The 17,698-nt window shown below is 58.1% G+C and carries 18 protein-coding genes; 16 read left to right on the top strand and 2 right to left on the bottom strand.

The genetic code is table 11. The features are described 5' to 3' along the window. Positions 1 to 34: 34 nt before the first annotated feature. The 9 genes from MHY24_RS08790 (at position 35) to MHY24_RS08750 (ending at position 9,933) form a co-directional block, all read left to right on the top strand. On the top strand, positions 35 to 226 hold the full coding sequence (locus tag MHY24_RS08790; protein ID WP_239229895.1) for a ubiquitin-like protein Pup: 192 nt from the start codon (positions 35 to 37) through the stop codon (positions 224 to 226). A gap of 38 nt (positions 227 to 264) precedes the next feature. After that, a complete protein-coding gene (pafA, locus tag MHY24_RS08785; protein ID WP_239229944.1) occupies positions 265 to 1,644 on the top strand; it encodes a Pup--protein ligase in 1,380 nt (459 codons plus the stop codon). A 36-nt stretch (positions 1,645 to 1,680) separates the two neighbouring features. Then, positions 1,681 to 2,667, top strand: coding sequence for a WYL domain-containing protein (locus MHY24_RS08780; protein WP_239229893.1), 987 nt, complete (start codon positions 1,681 to 1,683; stop codon positions 2,665 to 2,667). A 2-nt stretch (positions 2,668 to 2,669) separates the two neighbouring features. Continuing rightward, complete coding sequence (locus MHY24_RS08775) at positions 2,670 to 3,626, top strand: YafY family protein (RefSeq protein ID WP_239229872.1); 957 nt, start codon at positions 2,670 to 2,672, stop codon at positions 3,624 to 3,626. Positions 3,627 to 3,722: 96 nt separating this feature from the next. Continuing rightward, a complete protein-coding gene (gene tatA / locus MHY24_RS08770; RefSeq protein ID WP_239229870.1) occupies positions 3,723 to 3,986 on the top strand; it encodes a Sec-independent protein translocase subunit TatA in 264 nt (87 codons plus the stop codon). 207 nt (positions 3,987 to 4,193) lie between these two features. Beyond that, complete coding sequence (tatC, locus tag MHY24_RS08765; protein WP_239229942.1) at positions 4,194 to 5,189, top strand: twin-arginine translocase subunit TatC; 996 nt, start codon at positions 4,194 to 4,196, stop codon at positions 5,187 to 5,189. Between the two features lie 21 nt (positions 5,190 to 5,210). After that, positions 5,211 to 8,027 (top strand): RNA helicase, encoded by a 2,817-nt coding sequence (locus tag MHY24_RS08760; protein WP_239229860.1) that lies wholly within the window; start codon positions 5,211 to 5,213, stop codon positions 8,025 to 8,027. Between the two features lie 32 nt (positions 8,028 to 8,059). Continuing rightward, on the top strand, positions 8,060 to 9,187 hold the full coding sequence (locus MHY24_RS08755; protein ID WP_239229857.1) for a Xaa-Pro peptidase family protein: 1,128 nt from the start codon (positions 8,060 to 8,062) through the stop codon (positions 9,185 to 9,187). Beyond that, a complete protein-coding gene (locus MHY24_RS08750) occupies positions 9,187 to 9,933 on the top strand; it encodes an SDR family oxidoreductase (protein ID WP_239229848.1) in 747 nt (248 codons plus the stop codon). The genes MHY24_RS08755 and MHY24_RS08750 overlap by 1 nt, the downstream gene beginning before the upstream one ends. A gap of 14 nt (positions 9,934 to 9,947) precedes the next feature. Here the strand turns inward: MHY24_RS08750 and MHY24_RS08745 are convergent, their stop codons facing one another. Further along, complete coding sequence (locus tag MHY24_RS08745) at positions 9,948 to 10,733, bottom strand: precorrin-3B synthase (RefSeq protein WP_239229837.1); 786 nt, start codon at positions 10,731 to 10,733, stop codon at positions 9,948 to 9,950. Positions 10,734 to 10,818: 85 nt separating this feature from the next. On the opposite strand from MHY24_RS08745, the gene MHY24_RS08740 reads away from it, so the two are divergent. From MHY24_RS08740 to MHY24_RS08730, 3 genes are read left to right on the top strand one after another with little or no spacing between them, the layout of a single operon-like run. Continuing rightward, positions 10,819 to 11,421, top strand: coding sequence for an FxsA family protein (locus MHY24_RS08740; protein WP_239229835.1), 603 nt, complete (start codon positions 10,819 to 10,821; stop codon positions 11,419 to 11,421). Then, a complete protein-coding gene (gene lnt, locus MHY24_RS08735) occupies positions 11,421 to 12,950 on the top strand; it encodes an apolipoprotein N-acyltransferase (RefSeq protein WP_204609090.1) in 1,530 nt (509 codons plus the stop codon). The genes MHY24_RS08740 and lnt overlap by 1 nt, the downstream gene beginning before the upstream one ends. 5 nt (positions 12,951 to 12,955) lie before the next feature. Continuing rightward, entirely contained in the window at positions 12,956 to 13,849 is an 894-nt protein-coding gene (locus MHY24_RS08730) for a polyprenol monophosphomannose synthase (protein ID WP_239229833.1), read from the top strand. 79 nt (positions 13,850 to 13,928) lie between these two features. Here MHY24_RS08730 and MHY24_RS08725 read toward each other — a convergent pair whose 3' ends face one another. Continuing rightward, on the bottom strand, positions 13,929 to 14,312 hold the full coding sequence (locus tag MHY24_RS08725; RefSeq protein WP_023021567.1) for an RNA polymerase-binding protein RbpA: 384 nt from the start codon (positions 14,310 to 14,312) through the stop codon (positions 13,929 to 13,931). 130 nt (positions 14,313 to 14,442) lie between these two features. On the opposite strand from MHY24_RS08725, the gene MHY24_RS08720 reads away from it, so the two are divergent. The 4 genes from MHY24_RS08720 (at position 14,443) to MHY24_RS08705 (ending at position 17,676) form a co-directional block, all read left to right on the top strand. Continuing rightward, positions 14,443 to 14,784 carry a hypothetical protein gene (locus MHY24_RS08720; RefSeq protein ID WP_034655353.1) on the top strand — a complete coding sequence of 114 codons (342 nt, stop codon included), beginning with the start codon at positions 14,443 to 14,445 and terminating at the stop codon, positions 14,782 to 14,784. 3 nt (positions 14,785 to 14,787) lie between these two features. Then, on the top strand, positions 14,788 to 15,489 hold the full coding sequence (locus MHY24_RS08715) for a YceI family protein (RefSeq protein ID WP_239229831.1): 702 nt from the start codon (positions 14,788 to 14,790) through the stop codon (positions 15,487 to 15,489). Positions 15,490 to 15,503: 14 nt separating this feature from the next. Continuing rightward, complete coding sequence (locus MHY24_RS08710) at positions 15,504 to 15,668, top strand: hypothetical protein (RefSeq protein WP_239229809.1); 165 nt, start codon at positions 15,504 to 15,506, stop codon at positions 15,666 to 15,668. Between the two features lie 1,099 nt (positions 15,669 to 16,767). After that, on the top strand, positions 16,768 to 17,676 hold the full coding sequence (locus MHY24_RS08705; protein WP_239193913.1) for a Dyp-type peroxidase: 909 nt from the start codon (positions 16,768 to 16,770) through the stop codon (positions 17,674 to 17,676). Positions 17,677 to 17,698 lie beyond the last annotated feature (22 nt).

Below are 17,698 nucleotides of genomic sequence, written 5' to 3'. Positions count from 1 at the left end.
TTTAGGCAGAAGCCAAAGAAAGGACTTCCTCCCTATGTCTACTCACCAGTCCCAGGTCACTGGCGGCAATGGCGGCGGTGACTCCGCCGGCGATGAGGAATTTACTTCCACGCAGCTGAGCATCAATACCGCCGGCACCGATGAATTGCTCGATGAGATTGATGGGCTGCTAGAAAACAACGCCGAGGAGTTCGTGCGCTCTTATGTCCAAAAGGGCGGGCAGTAAGGGTGAGCGACCAGCATCCTGTCTTCGCCCGTCGCATCATGGGCATCGAGACGGAATATGGCTTAACCACCAGCGCGGGCCCAGGAGAACGGGCCCTGAGCCCCGATGAAGTGGCGCGCGTGCTTTTCCGGCCCATTGTCCAGGAACATTCTTCCTCTAATATCTTTTCCACCAACGCGAGCCGCCTGTACCTCGACGTCGGATCCCACCCCGAGGTAGCCACCGCCGAGTGCGATAGCTTGAGCCAGCTTCTGGCCTATGAATGCGCCGGCGATGCGATAGTCAACCGGCTGGGAGAACAAGCAGAGCAGGCCTTTGCCGCCGAGGGGCACCCGCGCGCGGTGTACCTGTTTAAAAACAACGTGGATTCAGCCGGAAACTCCTTTGGTTGCCACGAAAACTACCTCATCAGCCGCCACATGGTGCTCAAGGATTTGGGCCTTGCGCTCTTGCCGTTCCTTATTACCCGCCAGCTCATCTGCGGCGCCGGCATGATCCAGCCCGCTAAGGGCGATAAGCCCGCCCAATTCCTGCTCTCACAACGCGCAGACCAGGTCTGGGAAGGCGTGTCTTCTGCCACCACCCGCTCGCGCCCCATCATCAATACTCGCGATGAACCGCACGGCGATTCCAAACGCTTCCGCCGCATGCACGTCATCGTGGGCGATTCCAATATGGCCGAACCAACCATGGCGCTAAAGGTTGGCTCCACGCTGCTCATCTTGGAAATGCTGGAGGCAGGATTTGAGCTGCCGGAGTTCGACATCGAAAAACCCATTCACCATATCCGCGCCATCGCGCGCGATATGACGGGTTTGACCGAACTGCCGCTTACCGGAGGAGGATCCGTCACCGCGCTCGAGGTCCAACAGCAACTGTGCCAGCGCGCAACCCAATGGTTGGAAGAACGGGAAGACGCCGGTACTCCCACGGCAGAAATGCGGCGCGTGGTGGATCTCTGGCAGCGCATGCTGCACGCCATTGAGACTCAAGACTTCTCCGGCGTGGACCGAGAAATCGACTGGGTCATTAAATTGGGACTGCTCGAGCGCTATCGTGCACGGCTGGGTGGTCACTGGGACCACCCCAAGCTCGCCCAGATTGATATGACCTACCACGATATCCGGCCGAGCCGCGGGCTCTACCATGTCTTGCTGCGCAAGGGCCTTATCGAACGCTGGATCACAGACTCCGAAATCGAACGAGCCATGGACACAGCGCCTGCCACCACCCGTGCTGCGCTGCGCGGCCAGTTCCTTGCCGCTGCCCGTAGCCTCGGGGCCAACGTCACCGTCGACTGGACGCGCCTTAAGGTCAACCGCCCAGAGCCGCGCACCGAGGAGCTACTTAACCCCTTCGTGGCCAACGATGATCGGGTCGAGGCGTTGCTAGACTATATGCGTCTACACCACAGCTAGAAGCACACGAGCCGCACCAGGGAGACAACACACCACGTGGCAGCACACAACCCCGCGCCGAAACGGCATGATGAAGCGGTAGAAAGACTCACCAACCTCTCTTTCGCGCTACAAGGCGCCGCCAATTCCGGCGGTAGCCCGGATCGCACCGCCGCCTGGATTCGCAGTCACGTGGCAGGATACGGCGATAAATCAGACGAAGCTTTCGCCAAATCGCTGGCACGAGATATCGCAACCCTCCAGCGCGCTGGGGTGCCCATTGTTCATTCCGGCGGCGAAGACGGGGCGCGCTATCGCCTCGACGCGAGTAGCTACCAGCTGCCGCCGGTAGAATTTTCCCCTGAGGAGGCCATGGTTTTAGGCATTGCAGGGGGAGTGGGTACCACCGGAGGCCTGAGCGATTTCTCCTTGTCCGGTTGGACCAAGATTGCCGCCAGCGGCGCCTCGCGCAACCTCGCAGGCGCACCGGTATACACGGCGGTCAATGACATCACGCGACTCGCCCCAGAAATCATCACCGCGGTGCTCGCTGCGGTGCGCAATCAGCTCCGCATTACGTTTTCCTACCGTGCTAATCCGGCTACTGAGCCGGTTCGCCGGGTCATGGACCCTTGGGGAGTGGTCAACCGGGACAGTCGCATCTACCTCGTGGGATTCGACGTAGAACGCAACGCACCGCGCGTCTTTCGCGCCCTCCGCGTCTCTGACATCAAACGCTCGCACGATCCTGCGGAGCACACCAGCCCAACTGAAGACCTGCAGGTGTTGGTAGAGCGTGCACTGCACCGAGGGGAAAAAGTCGATGCGCGCCTCGTTATCCCTGACGGGCAAGCGCGGGAGCTCATGGATGCTGGCGAGATACAACCCGATGGCACGGTTCTGTTGCGGAAGGTAGATAAGGATTGGCTCGTGCGCACCGCGGCCGGCTACGCCCCAGAGGTACAGGTGCTCGAACCAGCCGGGGTACGCCAAGAGGTCATCGCCCTTTTACGCAGGGTGTCGCAATCGCAGGAGGAAGGCTAGACATGGCTGACGGATCGCTAAAGCTCCAAGCGCTGGTGCGCTCCTTGAACCTGATTCCATACTTTAAAAACCATCCCGACAAGACGCCCATGGAAGCGGCCAAAGATTTGGGTATGGATCCTAGCGAACTGAAGGATGCGCTTGACCGGCTCTTTTGTTCCGGCACAGGGCGCAATACCGAGGATCTCATTGATCTCACCTTCAGTTATCGCGATGGGGTAACCATTCACAACGATCAGGGCTTGAGCCAGGCCCTGCGACTTACCCCGACGGAGGCTGGTGCTTTGCTCCTTACCTTGGAGTCCTTGCAGGCGATGCCCGGGCTAATCGACGCCCGCGCGGTCGAATCCGCCGCTGCTAAGCTGCGCGGCATCATGGATGAAAAGACGGTCGCCATCTATGAATCGCTGTCTACTCCAGGCCCAGAAGAGACGGATATCCAGGCGCTTTTGACCCAAGCGGTCAACGAAGGAAAGCGGGTACGGCTGCGTTATTGGAGCGCTTCCTCAAATGCTGAATCCGAGAGGGTGGTGGACCCAGCCCGCATTTTCATCGTCGATTCCGAGGCCTACTTGGCCGCTTGGGAGGAAGCAAAGCACGCGCATCGCACCTTCCGCATCGACCGCATTAGTAAGGCTCGTATCGTGGAGGAAAAATCCCAGCCGCACCTGAAAGACCTCGACTTTGATGCCTCTTCACCCTTTAATTTGGGCGATGGGGACACCGTGCAACTAGCAATTAACCAAGAATTCACGTGGCTGGCTGAGTATTACGATATGCGCTTGGGTGAAGACTTAGGAAATGGGGAAGTAGCTGCGACGATGCCAATGGGATCAGTGGATTGGCTTATTCGCTTTGCCCTTGGTCAAGCTGATAGGTTGCGTGTAGTGGCTCCTCAATCCGTGGTAAACCTCATTGCGGAGCGAGGAAACACCGCATTGAGCGGCTATACTCTGTAGCCAGTTACTTGCCCGTTTACTGCGCCTGCTCGTTGGCAAATAAGCCGGCGGTGATGCTTTCCGGCATGCTGGTGCACTAGTTGAAAGAGGTTTCCCATGAGCCTAGGACCTATGGAAATTGGCCTGATCGTACTCGTTATCGTGTTGCTTTTTGGCGCGAAGAAGTTGCCGGATTTGGCACGTTCTATGGGCCGTTCCATGCGCATCTTCAAGTCTGAAGTTAATGAGATGCAGTCCGAGGACACCCAGCGTTCTCAGGCGCAGGCACAGCTGAACCAGAAGCAGCAGTCTGATGAGGAGTTCTGGGACCGCCCAGACATGCAACCAGGCCAGCAGAGCAACACCAACACTCAGCAGTAAACGCCCCTAACCTGTCGTCGCGCGAACACCCCTGCAGCGCGCGGATATGCACCCGCAATCCGTGCAGTAGGGAAGTGTTCGCTTCTTTGCGTTGAAAGAGCCACACTGATGTCGTCACAGTCACAGCCGGTATCTCCCCAGAAAACAAGCAAGAACGTGAAGGGTAAATTGCGCTTTTCGCGCAAACAGAAGAACCCTACCGGGGAAATGACCTTGGTGGAGCACCTGCAGGAGCTGCGCCGCCGCGTCATCATCGCTGTTTTAGCGGTGGTCGTCGGGGCAATTATAGGCTTTATTTGGTATCAACAAGCACCTTTTGGTATCTCTCCGCTGGGAGAGATCCTCCGCGGACCCTATTGTGCGCTGCCAGCAGATAAGCGCGCTTCCTTCAGCGCGGACGGCGAATGCCGTCTTTTGGCCACCAGCCCGTTCGAAATGCTCCTGCTGCGTTTGAAGGTAGGTGCCTTGGCGGGCACGGTATTGTCCTCGCCAGTGTGGCTATATCAGGTGTGGGCCTTTGTGGTTCCTGGCCTTCATAAGAACGAGCGACGCTACACCTTAAGCTTCCTCACCGCTGCGGTGAGCTTGTTCCTCGCTGGCGCAGTCCTGGCGTATTTTATTCTGTCCGTTGGTCTGGAATTCCTCATGGGCATCGGTGTCGAATATCAAACCGCAGCGCTGACAGGTGAACGTTATTTTTACTTCCTCTTGGCATTGTTGCTTATCTTTGGCATCAGCTTTGAGATCCCCTTGCTAATTGTGTCGCTCAATCTTATCGGCGTGCTGGAGTATGAGCACGTCAAGGATAAGCGACGTCTCGTCATCGTCATCGTGATGATCTTCGCCGCCTTCGTCACCCCAGGCCAGGAACCTTTTTCGATGTTGGTTCTCGCCGGCGCCTTGATCTTCCTCCTTGAGATTGCATTCCAGTTCTGCCGCCTCCACGATAAGCGCATGCAGCGTGAACGCCCCGAGTGGATGGATCTCGATGATGAGACTGCTTCGCCGCTTGGCACTGGACCAGGAGCCATTGGCGGGCCAACCCCTGTCGATGCGCCGAACAGAGTAAACCCTTCACCGGGCCCCTCTCAGCCCGTTTCACAGCCAGTACAACAGGCACAGCAGCAACCGCAGCAGACATGGAGCACCGGTGCCAGTGGGACTTCGTCGACCAGCGGCGGCTTTTTCGACGATGTCCTCTAGGCACGGGTAGCCTGGGGAGTCATGACTGAAACTCATCTGGATTCTTTTACCGCAGCCCTGCCATACCCATTGGATGAGTTCCAGGCAAAGGGCTGCCAGGCCGTGGAGGACGGTCATGGCGTACTGGTCTGCGCGCCGACCGGCGCCGGCAAAACCATCGTGGGCGAGTTTGCTGTCTCTTTGGCGCTGAGCCGGGGAACCAAGTGCTTTTATACGACGCCAATTAAAGCCTTGAGCAACCAGAAGTACCACGACTTGGTGGAAGAGCATGGCGAAGAAGCCGTAGGCCTGCTCACCGGTGACGTATCGATCAACTCTGATGCAGAGATCGTCGTCATGACCACCGAGGTGCTGCGCAATATGATTTACGCAGAATCCGCGGCCCTCGATCGCTTGACCCACGTGGTCATGGATGAAATCCACTTTTTGGCCGATGCTTCCCGCGGTGCTGTGTGGGAAGAGGTCATTCTCAACCTCGCGGATCATGTCTCCATCATTGGCCTATCTGCCACTGTGTCCAATTCGGAAGAATTCGGCGACTGGCTGTCTACCGTGCGCGGCGATACCACCGTCATCGTTTCCGAACACCGCCCAGTTCCCCTCGACCAGTGGATGATGCTGGGGCGCAAGATTTATCCGCTCTTCGAGCCAGAATCCGGCGGACAGGTCAACGCCGAGCTCGAGCGTAGAATCCAGCGCCTTGAAGCTGGTGATACGGATGACGGTCGCGCGGACTATAAATCCGGCAAAGGTTTTCGTGCCCGCGCCCGTCACAAGGGCGGCGGACGCAGCGAATTTCACGGTAAGGGAAGGGGACGCTCCGGCACCGCCCGGAAGCAGGATCGCTATCGCCCCTTGGGCCGCCCAGAGGTATTGAAGGTATTGCAATCGCAGGACATGCTTCCGGCGATCACCTTCATTTTCTCGCGCGCCGGCTGCGACGGCGCTCTTTATCAGTGCCTGCGCAGCCGCATGGTGCTTACCTCCCAGGAGGAAGCACAGGAAATCAAGGACATCGTCGATGCGGGTGTAGAAGGTATCCCTGAAGAAGATCTGCAGGTCCTAGACTTTAAGCGCTGGCGCGAAGCCCTGTCCCGCGGCTTTGCCGCGCACCATGCAGGTATGCTACCCGCCTTTCGGCACATCGTGGAAGACCTATTCGTACGCGGGCTCGTCCGCGCCGTGTTTGCTACTGAAACACTTGCTCTGGGCATCAATATGCCAGCGCGCACCGTGGTGCTAGAAAAGCTCATCAAGTTCAATGGTGAGGCGCACGTCGATCTCACCGCAGGCCAGTACACGCAGCTGACAGGCCGCGCAGGACGCCGTGGCATCGATACGTTGGGCAATGCAGTCGTGCAGTGGGCCCCCGCCATGGATCCGCGTCAAGTAGCTGGTCTTGCTTCTACCCGTACGTACCCTCTCATTTCCACTTTTGCACCAGGCTACAATATGGCGATCAATTTGCTGGGAATGCTTGGTTTCGAGGAATCTCTCCGCCTTTTGGAAAAGTCCTTCGCACAGTTCCAAGCCGATGGCTCCGTCGTGGAGGAAACTCGCGAGATTGAACGCGCTGAGCATCGCGTGCGAGAACTGCGCAACCAGCTTGATGATGCCGTGACGTCGCTTGCACCACCTGCTAAAGACGGGGAAGATCCCGCCGAGGTTCTCATGGACTATGTCCGCCTGCGCCGCGAGCTCACGGTTGAGGAAAAGCAATCAAAAATCGATAGTGCCAATCAACGAAACCAAGAGGTTATCGCGGTACTGGGGCGCCTGCAGCTGGGCGATGTTATTGCCATGCCCGGCAAGAAGCGTCCTATTCTCGCCGCAGTTGTTACTCCCGCTAACCAAACTGCGGATCCCCGCCCGTGGATTACCACTGAGTCCGGGTGGTCTGGACGTATCGATGCAGCCGGAATCAATAACCCACCAATCCAAGTCGGCAGCATCAAGATCCCCAAGCCGGTGCGCAAGAACCCGCGCCGCAATACCCGATATGTGCAGGATGTCTTGCACCGCGAACACTTCGACCGGCCCAAGCGCATGAAGTCGCACACCCGCGCCCGGCCAAATAAGCGGGTAGGTCAGTTGCGCGACGCACTGCGTGCTCATCCAGCTCACGATTGGCCGGCTACTGACCGCGAACAGCTGGCGGGCCTGGCGCAAAAGCTAGCGCGGCGTGAGCGTGATCGGGACAAACTGCAGTCCAAGGTCAATAAAGCTACGGATACATTGGGCCGCACCTTCGAGCGCATCGTGGACCTCCTCGCAGAGATGGACTACGTCGAGTTCACCGGGGTCGGTGCCGATCGCACGCCAGTGATCACGGAGGAAGGCGAGCGTCTCGCCAAAATTCACAGCGAATCCGATTTGCTCGTGGCCCAATGCCTCAAGCGCGGAATTTGGGATGAACTCGATCCCGCTGAGCTTGCCGGTGTTGCCTCCCTGTGCTGTTTCGAAAACCGCAAGGCCACCAGTGGGCAACCGGAAGCAGCCACCGAGCGCATGGCTGACGCTATGAATGCCACGTGGCGCGTGTACACCGAACTCACCGCGGATGAGCAGCGCCACCGGCTGCCGCCCACCCGTGAACCAGAGGCCGGATTCGCCTTGGCGGTACACCAATGGGCGGCCGGCGCACCCTTGGGCTACTGCATGGCTGCGGCAAACGAAGCCGGCGCCGAGCTCACCCCGGGTGATTTTGTCCGTTGGTGCCGCCAAGTCATCGACCTGCTGCAACAAGTGGCTAAAACGGGGTACGACGGCGAAATTCAGCGCAACGCCCGCCGGGCCATCGACGCAATTCAGCGCGGTGTCGTAGCCATTGGCGCCTAATATCCGCGGCGCGGACGAGTAGACTCTGGGGCATGACTGATACTCAGACTTTTTCCGCTGATGTCTACGCCCAGCGTCTGCACGCCGCCCAAAAGGCGGCTGCAGACAAGGGCATCGATCTGCTCCTCATTGGCACGGGGCCAGACTTTGCCTACCTCACCGGCTCTTGGGTTTCTTCCCACGAACGCTTGACGGTCTTGGTTGTGCCGCAGCAGGGCAATGCATGGATCGCCGCGCCCAATACCGATATCACCGATATCAAGGCTGCACCAGTAGGTGAGCTGGATGTGGAGTTGCGTGGCTGGAATGACGGAGAAAATCCTTATGAGCTTGCACTGCGTGGCGCAGGCGACGGACTAGGCAAGGTAGCGCTGGGACAGTCGCTGACTGCAGACCACGTGTTGCGTTTCCAAGATCTGCTTCCACACGCCAGCTATGAACTGGCCACTTATGCGTTAGCCGAGCTCTTTACCCGCAAAGACGAGGCTGAGATTGTTGAGCTGCGCAAGGCTGGCCATGCCATTGACGCGGTCCACGCGCAGGTACCACAGCTTTTGCAGGCCGGCCGCACCGAGGCCGAGGTGGCCCACGAACTGGAAAAGCTCATCCTGCAGGAGCATTCCGTTATCGATTTCGTCATCGTCGGATCGGGCCCCAATGGCGCCAACCCGCACCATAGCTTTTCGGATCGCGTGTTGGCTGAGGGCGAGCCAGTCGTCGTCGATATCGGAGGCACTTTGCCTTCCGGCTACCACTCCGATTGCACCCGCACCTACGTAGTGGGCGGAGATATTTCCAAGGCTCCGCGGGATTTCCAGGATGCCTATGCCGTGCTTGCCGACGCCCAAGCTGCCGCCCGCGCCGCAGCCCACCCCGGCAGCACCGCCGCAGACATCGATGCCATCACCCGCCAGGCGATCTCTGCAGCAGGCTGGGGCGACTACTTTGTCCACCGCACCGGACATGGCATCGGCCTGTCCACGCACGAGGAGCCCTTCATCATGGAAGGCAACGATCTCGCCTTGGAAGAGGGCATGGCCTTTTCCATTGAGCCGGGTATCTACTTGGAAGGCAAGTGGGGCATGCGTTTGGAAGACATCGTGGTGCTTACCGACGATGGCTACGAGTCCCTGAACCAAGCTCCGCGTGACGTCCGTTAATGGCTGGCGTACTGATTCTGGGCGGCCGCAGCGATATCGGCGGAGAAATCGCTAGGAGAGTAGCCCCTGGCCACGATATTGTGCTCGCCGCTCGAGGCACCCACGGTATGGAAGGCGTGGAAGGCCGGCTCCGGGCGGCGGGTGCGCGCAGCGTTCATCTTCTTGATTTTGATGCCGCAAATTTTCCGTCCCATGCCGGTGTGGTTGATCGCGCCATAGAGCTGGCAGGCCCCCTTGAGCTTGCTGTCGTCGCCTTTGGCATCCTGGGCGATCAGCAGCGGGCGGAACGCGATGCTTCCCACGCGGTCGACATCGCCACGATCGATTATGCCGCGCAGATTTCACTGCTTACGCTGGTTTCGCAGCAAATGGACAGGGGCCATATCGTTGCCTTTTCCTCGATAGCAGGCTGGAGGGCCCGCCGGGCAAACTACGTGTACGGATCTACCAAGGCCGGTCTTGATGCTTTTTGTCAGGGGCTGGCGGACAAGCTGCATGGCAGCCAGGTAGGCCTTATTACCGCGCGTCCTGGCTTTGTCATCGGCAGCATGACGGAAGGAATGAAGCCAGCGCCGCTTTCTGTACGACCAGCAGATGTGGCCGAGGCAGTTGTCGGCTGCATTGACCGCGATGCACGGCGCGGTAAGCCGCGTTCGCGCACCATGTGGATTCCTCGGGCTCTGCAGGGCCTAGCGTGGGTCATGCGGCTTGTACCGCGCCCAATATGGCGGCACATGCCGCGCTAAACCTTGCGTTCTTTTCAGTCTGCGCGTAGCAGGGGAGAGTTGATGTCGAAGATAAAACCGCGTGGGGCGAGTACGCGCAGTACCACTTCGGCGTCACCCTCGGCAATATTGTGAAAGACTAATCCGCCCCATGGGGTGACGGTGATGTCTACCTCTAACTGGCCGATCAGGTGCGCAAACTCGGCAGGGATGGCGCCGCGGTGCACGCCGGCACCCAGATCAACGATGCCGGCAGGCAGATGCTCGTCCAGCCAACCAATGGGGCCGGGCTCTGCCAGGGCGGAGACATTATGCTCCGCGGAATCTGCGTGCTGGAGTACCTCCTCATAGTGTCGGGCGGCAGCGTGCGGAGTCAGTGGGGCAGAGGGGGCGTCGCCAAGCGGGGAATGCTCAAGGCGCAGGGCTCCGTCCCTGTCGATGCTAAGGCTGACTGCGGCCGCGCCGGTCGGTACGTCGTCGTGGGCGATAACGGCCAGTCCGGGACCGCCTTCCGCCGCTCCTAGCTCAGCCGCGATGTCTTGGGCCGTATGCTTGGCCTCCGCTGACAATGGCGAAGCCAGCACCGGCATCGCCGTGGCGCGCAATCGCAACTCCTGGAGCTGCTGATTGAGCGCCTCCGCATCCTTAATGCCGTGCAGCTCGATTGCGGAGAACCGGTCGATGTAGACATACCCATCCGCACAAGCACTGGCGCACTGCGCCAAAGTGACCCAATCCTGGGCGTGGGTGCTGCCGCCGGCAACGTGGATGCGGATGCACGTGCCGTACTGGGGGTCTTCAAAAAGCGCAGGAGTAAACATGCGCACTAGTTTAACCTGCCGCGGCTGCAGCTTCGCGCATGAGTGTTGCCAGCACTTTATCAGTCTGCCTCGTTAGACTTAGGCCATGCCGTTTATGTATTTTGCTCTCTACATGGTCGCAGAGACCCTGACCTTCTGGGCCGTCTCTCAATGGATCGGTGTTGGCTGGGCGCTTATCGCACTCTTTGTCACCATGTTCTTCGGAATGTCCATCGCTGGCATTGAAGTGCGCCGCTTGATGGGAAAGCAGGTCGAACGCACAGGGGACGGTACATACGTCGTTCGCGGCGGCAATGTGGGCAAGACCGCCAGCAATGTGGGCCTTACCTTGGTAGGCGGCATGTTGCTTTCTTTGCCGGGCTTCTTGACGACGATCCTCGGAGCCCTCTTGATCTTCTCGCCGACCCGCGCCATTTTCCGCACGATGATGGCGGCCTCCTTGTACCGCAAGATCGAAAACATGGGCGTTAAGATCTACGAGGCCACCCCAATGGCACAGCAGCACGATTCTTATGGCGACTTTGGCTCCTTTGGTCGTGGCCAAGCAACACAAAGTGGGCACCCCAGCGCGCAGGATGCTGGCCCGCATGAGGTGTTGGATGAGGAAGAGATCCGCCGTTGGAGCGAAAACCTGGATCCAGATGACTTCGGACCCTCCGGTGGCGAGTCCAAAGGTGGAAAGAGCTAGTGATGGTGACTCTTGCCCGCCTCGTTGTGGCGGGCCTTTCTGGCCTGCTCACGTATGCCGCCATCGAGCCCCGTGGCTGGTGGTGGGCTGCCGTTGTGGGCGTGGGCTTGCTGTACGTGAGCTTGCTGCCGTGGGGAACTAGGCACGTTTCCGCCCGTGTGGGCGCGCTTCTTGCAGTAACACATTCGCTCGTGCTGTATCTGCTCACACTGCCCTGGATCGGCGAGCTGGTAGGCAGCGGCCCATACATCGCTTTGGCTATATGGCTTTCGGTATACGCAATTCTACTGGGCATTGGCAGCGCGGCAGTAGCGCGGTGGAAATACGGTTTTATTGTCTTCCCGTTCTTCTACCTCGCGGTGGAGGTGTTGCGTTCTTCGGTACCTTTCGGCGGTTTTTCTTGGGTGAAATTGGCTTGGGGACAAATCGACGGACCGCTAGCCAACCTGGCTCCGTGGGGTGGAACCTCGCTCATTACCGCAGCCACGGTTCTGTGCGGTTGCGGTCTCGCTGCACTGCTGATTCAACGCGGATGGAAAGCCAAAAGCGCCGCACTCTTAGCAGCTATCCTTCCCCTTGCAAGCGCAACGGTGGCAGGTCTGGGAATCAACCGAGACGATTCCACTGTCGGGGAAGCAAAGGTTGCCGCAATCCAAGGAAATGTACCTCGCATGGGCCTAGACTTTGCCGGGCAGCGCCAAGCGGTCCTTAACAACCACGTGGCGGAGACAAAGAAGCTGGCATCGCGCGACAAGGACATTGACCTAGTCATCTGGCCCGAAAACTCCTCTGATATCAACCCATTCCGTGACGGCAAGGCAGCCTCGGCGATCAGCGGCGCCGTCGATGCGATAGACGCACCTGTTTTGGTTGGCACCGCTACGCGGGATGAGGTGGGAGCCCGCAACACCATGCAGGTCTTTGCTCCCGGGCATACGGTAGGAGACCATCACTATAAGAAGTACCTGCAGCCCTTCGGTGAAACCATGCCCATGCGGGATTTCTTTGCCAAATTTTCTGACTATGTGAATCTGGCCGGTGACTTCAAACCCGGCGACGGCCCAGGTGTGGTCTCCATGGCGGGAGTGCCGGTAGGCGTGGCCACGTGCTATGAGGTTTCCTTCGATAGCGCTTTTAGGGAGTCGGTGAAAAATGGTGCACAACTACTGACTACTCCCACAAATAACGCCACCTTTGGCTATTCCGATATGACCTACCAACAATTGGCCATGAGCCGATTGCGCGCCATGGAGACGGACCGAGCCGTGGTGGTGGCGGCGACCTCTGGAGTATCCGCCATTGTTCACCCAGATGGCCACGTTAGCCAGTCCACGGAGATTTTCACGCCGGAGGCATTGGTAGAACAGTTGCCCTTGCGTAGCGGCGAGACCTTTTCCGTCAGGTTTGGTTCGCCCCTGCAATGGCTCATGGTTATTATTGGAACAGTCTGCGCACTGGTAGCTTTGCGCACAAACCGCCTGCGACGCACCCCGCGCCGCTCCGGCACAGATACATACGTAGGAGCATAAACACTGTGAGCACGCTTGAATCCTCGACCTTGGTCATCATCCCGACCTATAACGAGATCGAAAATCTTCCTCTCATTACTGGACGCGTCCGCGAGGCGGTCCCGGAGGTACATATCCTCATCGTGGACGATAACTCTCCCGATGGAACTGGTGACAAGGCCGATGAGTTCGCAGCGCAAGATGACCACATCCATGTTCTTCACCGCGAGGGCAAAGGTGGCCTGCTAGGCGCTTATATCGCCGGCTTTGAGTGGGGCTTGGAGCGCGACTACCAGGTGCTGTGTGAGATGGATGCAGATGGCTCCCATGCGCCGGAACAGCTTCACCTACTGTTGGAAGAGGTGGACAAGGGCGCGGACCTGGTTATCGGCTCCCGCTATATCCCGGGTGGCGAGACCGTGAACTGGCCGGCTTCTCGTGAGTACCTGTCCCGCTTGGGCAATATCTACATCTCCGTAGCGCTGGGCGCTGGCCTGTCCGATATGACCGCCGGTTACCGCGCTTTCCGCCGCGAGCTGCTCGAGTCCATCGACTTTGATGAGCTATCCAAGGCCGGTTACATCTTCCAGGTTGATCTGGCCTTCCGTGCCGTCAAGGCTGGCTTCGACGTCCGCGAAGTTCCCATTACCTTTACCGAGCGCGAATATGGCGAGTCCAAGCTCGACGGTTCCTTCGTGAAGGATTCTTTGCTCGAGGTAACCAAGTGGGGCGTTGCTCATCGCGCTGAGCAGCTGCAGGATTTCGGCGGCGCCGTATCCAAGTTGGTCAACCGTGAAGTCAAGGACGGCTCCATTCATGACCTCAACGTTCAGGCCCGCAAGGGTGCCGGCTGGGTTTCTGACTTCGCCAGCGAGATCGGCCATCTGGCGAAGCACCAGATTGCGCAGTTCAAGAAGTAGGCGCCACCGCAACGCATAAGGCCCGTACCGTCCCTTAGTTAGACTAGGGAAGGTACGGGCCTTATGCTGTCGCAGAACTTTAAGAGTTCTTTTGCTGCTGCTCCTGCTGTTCCTTCAAGAGGCGGGCTGCGGAACGGCGGCGGGAGCGCAGGTGGTTAATGCGCTCTTCAAGCAGCTCATCGAGCTCCTCGATGGAGCGGCGCTCACGCAGCATATCCCAGTGGGTGCGTGGTGGCTTAGCGGGCTTAGACTCAACGCCTTCACCTTCTACCAGGTGGCCCAGCTTGCCGTTCTTGCACATCCATTCTTCAGGGATTTCAGCATCATCCGCGAAAGGCACCTCATAAATCTCGCCGTCTTCGGTGCGGTACTTCACCATCTGGCGCGGTGCGAGGTCGTGGTCGCGGTCGGTTTCGTAGCTGACTGCGCCCATACGGCTGCCACGGAGTACGCGATCTGCCATGCAACATCATCCTTTTCAAAGAGATCCCTGATTGAGTGCGAAGCAAAACTTCGCCTAAGAGCTACTAATTATAACGAACACCCACGCGTCTTTGTTCCCAGCCCGCCCAAAATGAACTAAAGTGTATCGGGTGATCCGTACAGCTAGTCGTGAACGCAACGTCGGTTCCTGCCAATGGTGTGGGAAGGACATTGACCAAGGCGGTAGGGGACGGCCACGGAAGTTTTGCAGCGCCTCCTGCAAGCAGCGTGCTTATGAGCAGAGAAATAACGTCAGTGGCACGGGGATTCCCGCCAATGCCGTCATCCTTACTCCAGAAAAGGCAGAGAGTTTGCGCGACGGACTTTTTGAACTACGTTGTTCCGCAGAAGATATCAATACCGCCGCGGAGGAAGGCGCTAGTGCGCAGGAGCTTGCCGGTTTGTGCGAAGAGCTTGTTGCCCTGGCGCGACGCCTAGAAGGACTTCGATAGAAGATGAGAAAGCTTTTTTATAACCGCAAGCTCGTCATCACCATCTTTGTGGTGCTGATTGTGTTGCTCACCGCCGTGGCCATTGGCCCGATGGTGTATTCGCTCCTCAAGGGCGCCGGAGTAAAGACCGAACCAGTTTCCGCCGACGGCGCAAAGGCCGCATCAACGGAGCTCGATGGCACCTGGGAGGTAGCCAAGGGCCGTGCTAATAACCATACCTCGGTTGGTTTTACCTTTAATGAGGTTCTACCTGCGGAAAAGACCACCACATCGGGTTCAACCACGGAGGTAACCGGCCAGGCGGATATTTCTGATTCCACCCTGAAAACCGCCGCAGTCACCGTCGATATGGACGAGCTGACCACGGATAAGAAAGTCCGCGATCAGAACATGAAGTCCAAGCTCTTTGAGACCCAGCTTTTCCCTGAGGCATCCTTTGAGCTGACTAAGCCTGCTTCGCTTGCCGACGTCCCGGATGACGGCACCATTGGCACAGTCGAGCTCACCGGAGATCTGACTATCAAGGATAAAACGCACGAGATCTCCCAGGACTTCGACGTTCTTCGCGATGGCGATCAGATCGTCATTGGCGGCACCGTGCCAGTCGATCGCCTTGAATATGGCGTGGAGACCCCGGAAATGCTGGCCGCCAAGGTCGAGGAAAACGGCGAAGTAAACCTCCGCATTTCCTTCGAGAAGAACTAGCGAAGGCCAAGCCTGTGAATTCCCGTCAGATTATCCCGTTCATGTGGCTGCGACTCGTCGTCGTCATCGGCTTTACCATTTTCGTAGCCGTTCAACAGATGTGGGTCATTGTGGCCATCTCGGTTCTGTTGGCACTGTTGACTATCTGGCAGCTGTGGAGCGCTTACCGGAATCGCTAATTAGGCCTTCACGGCAGTGGGTACACTTCCTCGATTAACGTCAGTGTGACGTTATATAGTGGTGTAGTTAGTCCCGCCAGTAGGGCCTATTTTCGCCCGATATCAGGTTCTTCGGTCGCCGATCGAAACACCGTCGCCAACGGTTGACCCCGGAACCAAGAAGTCCCGAAAGACAGATGGGGTCGGCTGCCGCAAATCCGAACCCCAATGAGCTACAGCCGGAATCGATACCTGCGCCTGAGTCTGGCGGCCGGTGGATGGCGCGGCAGAGACCACGCAGAGGCCACGAGGCGTTGCCAAGCAAAGCGCTGTAACATTGCATGGAGATTTAAGGATGCTGAACCGGGGCCCACTAGATGGACCGGGAAGATGTGTTAGCGCCCGGGGCGCCTATGGGGGCGACACACGATAACCTCCGGATATCTGTAATTGTCCGATAATGTACATTATGTCATTTTAACTAGGGGTGGCATTCCCCCTTTTAGCTCCTGACTCCATACATCGATACCTGCACCTCGCTTCTGTTGTTCGCTCCTGACAACACGCGCCCGAATGAAGCTTCCCAGATGTGCCATTCCTTCACGACAATTGGGCTCTCGTCATTTCTCATACGGCGGATGACTTCTTTCTCGGCTAGGCCTCTCGTAGCACATGCGGCCTTAAGCTCTGGATCGAATTCAGCGCTCGACGGATCCGATCCCTGCGCGTGTCCACCGCTAAATACGATATAAACCACTTCCGGATGGTGTTCTACATCCAGTGGACCTTTCCACCCACGCAGGTGTGCCTCTTCAGTCCAACAGGCTACCCCTGAGCGGTCTACACATTGTCCCATCGCTTTTTCTTGAGCGCGCGTCAGCGCAACTCCTGCAAAAGACTCATCATATGAATCGTCTTTCCGCGCAAACAATACGAAGAGCCGCGCGGTTCCTTTTCTTCTACTTCTTCGTATCCATGTCCACATCTTCTCACCCGGCTATCGGTTAGTTTTCAACCAAAATGCACACTAGCGCATATAACGGCCAAGCAGGTCTCTATCAGGGGCGATTCCAAGCCGGCGAACGTACCTCATCTCCACAGGGTGCGTAGAATCGACAACATGACGATTCAGCACGTAGTAGATAAGCCTTCCCGCGCAGCTCTCTTCCTCGTCCTTGAAATCAAGGACGGCGGCGAGCAAGCCACTCGCGATATGCTCACGGGGTTTGCCGGACTGTTTAAATCCGTGAACTTCCGCTATAACGAAGGCGAACTTTATACCGTAGTCGGCATTGGTGCCTCCATGTGGCCACGTTTGACCAGCGCGCCTATGCCGGAACGCCTGAAGGAATTTGAGGCAATCGATGCCGCACATAAGGCCCCGGCCACGCCAGGCGATATTCTTCTCCACTTCCGTGCGAATACCTATGACCTGTGCCATGAGATGGCCCGCCAGGTACTGGATCAGCTGGGCGATGCCGCCAGGGTTATCGATGAGACCCACGGCTTTAAGTACCTGGACCAGCGCGATTTACTAGGCTTTGTGGATGGCACCGCCAATCCCCTCGCCGAGGAGGCTTTGGATACCGTGCTGCTTGGCGACGACGCCGATTACCCCCGTGGCTCCTACGTCACCGTTCAAAAATATATCCACGACCTGGCCAAGTGGAACGAGCTGAGCACCGAGGAGCAAGAAAAGGTCATCGGCCGCACCAAGGCCGACGATATCGAGTTGGATGACGATACCAAGCCCACTAACTCTCACGTAGCCCTCAATGACCTTGAGGAAGATATTTACCGCGAGAACATGGTCTTCGGCTCTTTCGCCGCGGGTGAGATGGGCACTTACTTCATCGGCTATGCCAAGGACCCAGAAAACGTCATGGAGCGCCTGCGCAATATGTTCATTGGCAAGCCGGAGGGAAACTACGACCGCATCTTGGACTTCTCCACTGCGCTTACGGGCACCAATTTCTTTGTGCCCAGCGCGGATCTGATGAAGAACTTCGACGAGCTGCCGCCGGCCTAAGTGCTACCTGCCTAACGGCCAC

It is taken from the genome of Corynebacterium sp. ACRPQ (genome assembly GCF_022347225.1).
GTDB classification, from domain to species: domain Bacteria; phylum Actinomycetota; class Actinomycetes; order Mycobacteriales; family Mycobacteriaceae; genus Corynebacterium; species Corynebacterium tuberculostearicum_D.
The sequence above is the reverse complement of the archived record's forward strand: the minus strand, read 5'-3'. Positions and strand labels throughout refer to the sequence as shown.

Excerpts from the sequence above, each read along its gene's own strand:
- MHY24_RS08790 (WP_239229895.1), top strand. The coding sequence starts at position 35 with ATGTCTACTCACCAGTCCCAGGTCACTGGCGGCAATGGCGGCGGTGAC.
- pafA (WP_239229944.1), top strand. The coding sequence starts at position 265 with ATGGGCATCGAGACGGAATATGGCTTAACCACCAGCGCGGGCCCAGGA.
- MHY24_RS08775 (WP_239229872.1), top strand. The coding sequence starts at position 2,670 with ATGGCTGACGGATCGCTAAAGCTCCAAGCGCTGGTGCGCTCCTTGAAC.
- tatA (WP_239229870.1), top strand. The coding sequence starts at position 3,723 with ATGAGCCTAGGACCTATGGAAATTGGCCTGATCGTACTCGTTATCGTG.
- tatC (WP_239229942.1), top strand. The coding sequence starts at position 4,194 with ATGACCTTGGTGGAGCACCTGCAGGAGCTGCGCCGCCGCGTCATCATC.
- MHY24_RS08760 (WP_239229860.1), top strand. The coding sequence starts at position 5,211 with ATGACTGAAACTCATCTGGATTCTTTTACCGCAGCCCTGCCATACCCA.
- MHY24_RS08755 (WP_239229857.1), top strand. The coding sequence starts at position 8,060 with ATGACTGATACTCAGACTTTTTCCGCTGATGTCTACGCCCAGCGTCTG.
- MHY24_RS08750 (WP_239229848.1), top strand. The coding sequence starts at position 9,187 with ATGGCTGGCGTACTGATTCTGGGCGGCCGCAGCGATATCGGCGGAGAA.
- MHY24_RS08745 (WP_239229837.1), bottom strand. The coding sequence starts at position 10,733 with ATGTTTACTCCTGCGCTTTTTGAAGACCCCCAGTACGGCACGTGCATC.
- MHY24_RS08740 (WP_239229835.1), top strand. The coding sequence starts at position 10,819 with ATGCCGTTTATGTATTTTGCTCTCTACATGGTCGCAGAGACCCTGACC.
- MHY24_RS08725 (WP_023021567.1), bottom strand. The coding sequence starts at position 14,312 with ATGGCAGATCGCGTACTCCGTGGCAGCCGTATGGGCGCAGTCAGCTAC.
- MHY24_RS08715 (WP_239229831.1), top strand. The coding sequence starts at position 14,788 with ATGAGAAAGCTTTTTTATAACCGCAAGCTCGTCATCACCATCTTTGTG.
- MHY24_RS08705 (WP_239193913.1), top strand. The coding sequence starts at position 16,768 with ATGACGATTCAGCACGTAGTAGATAAGCCTTCCCGCGCAGCTCTCTTC.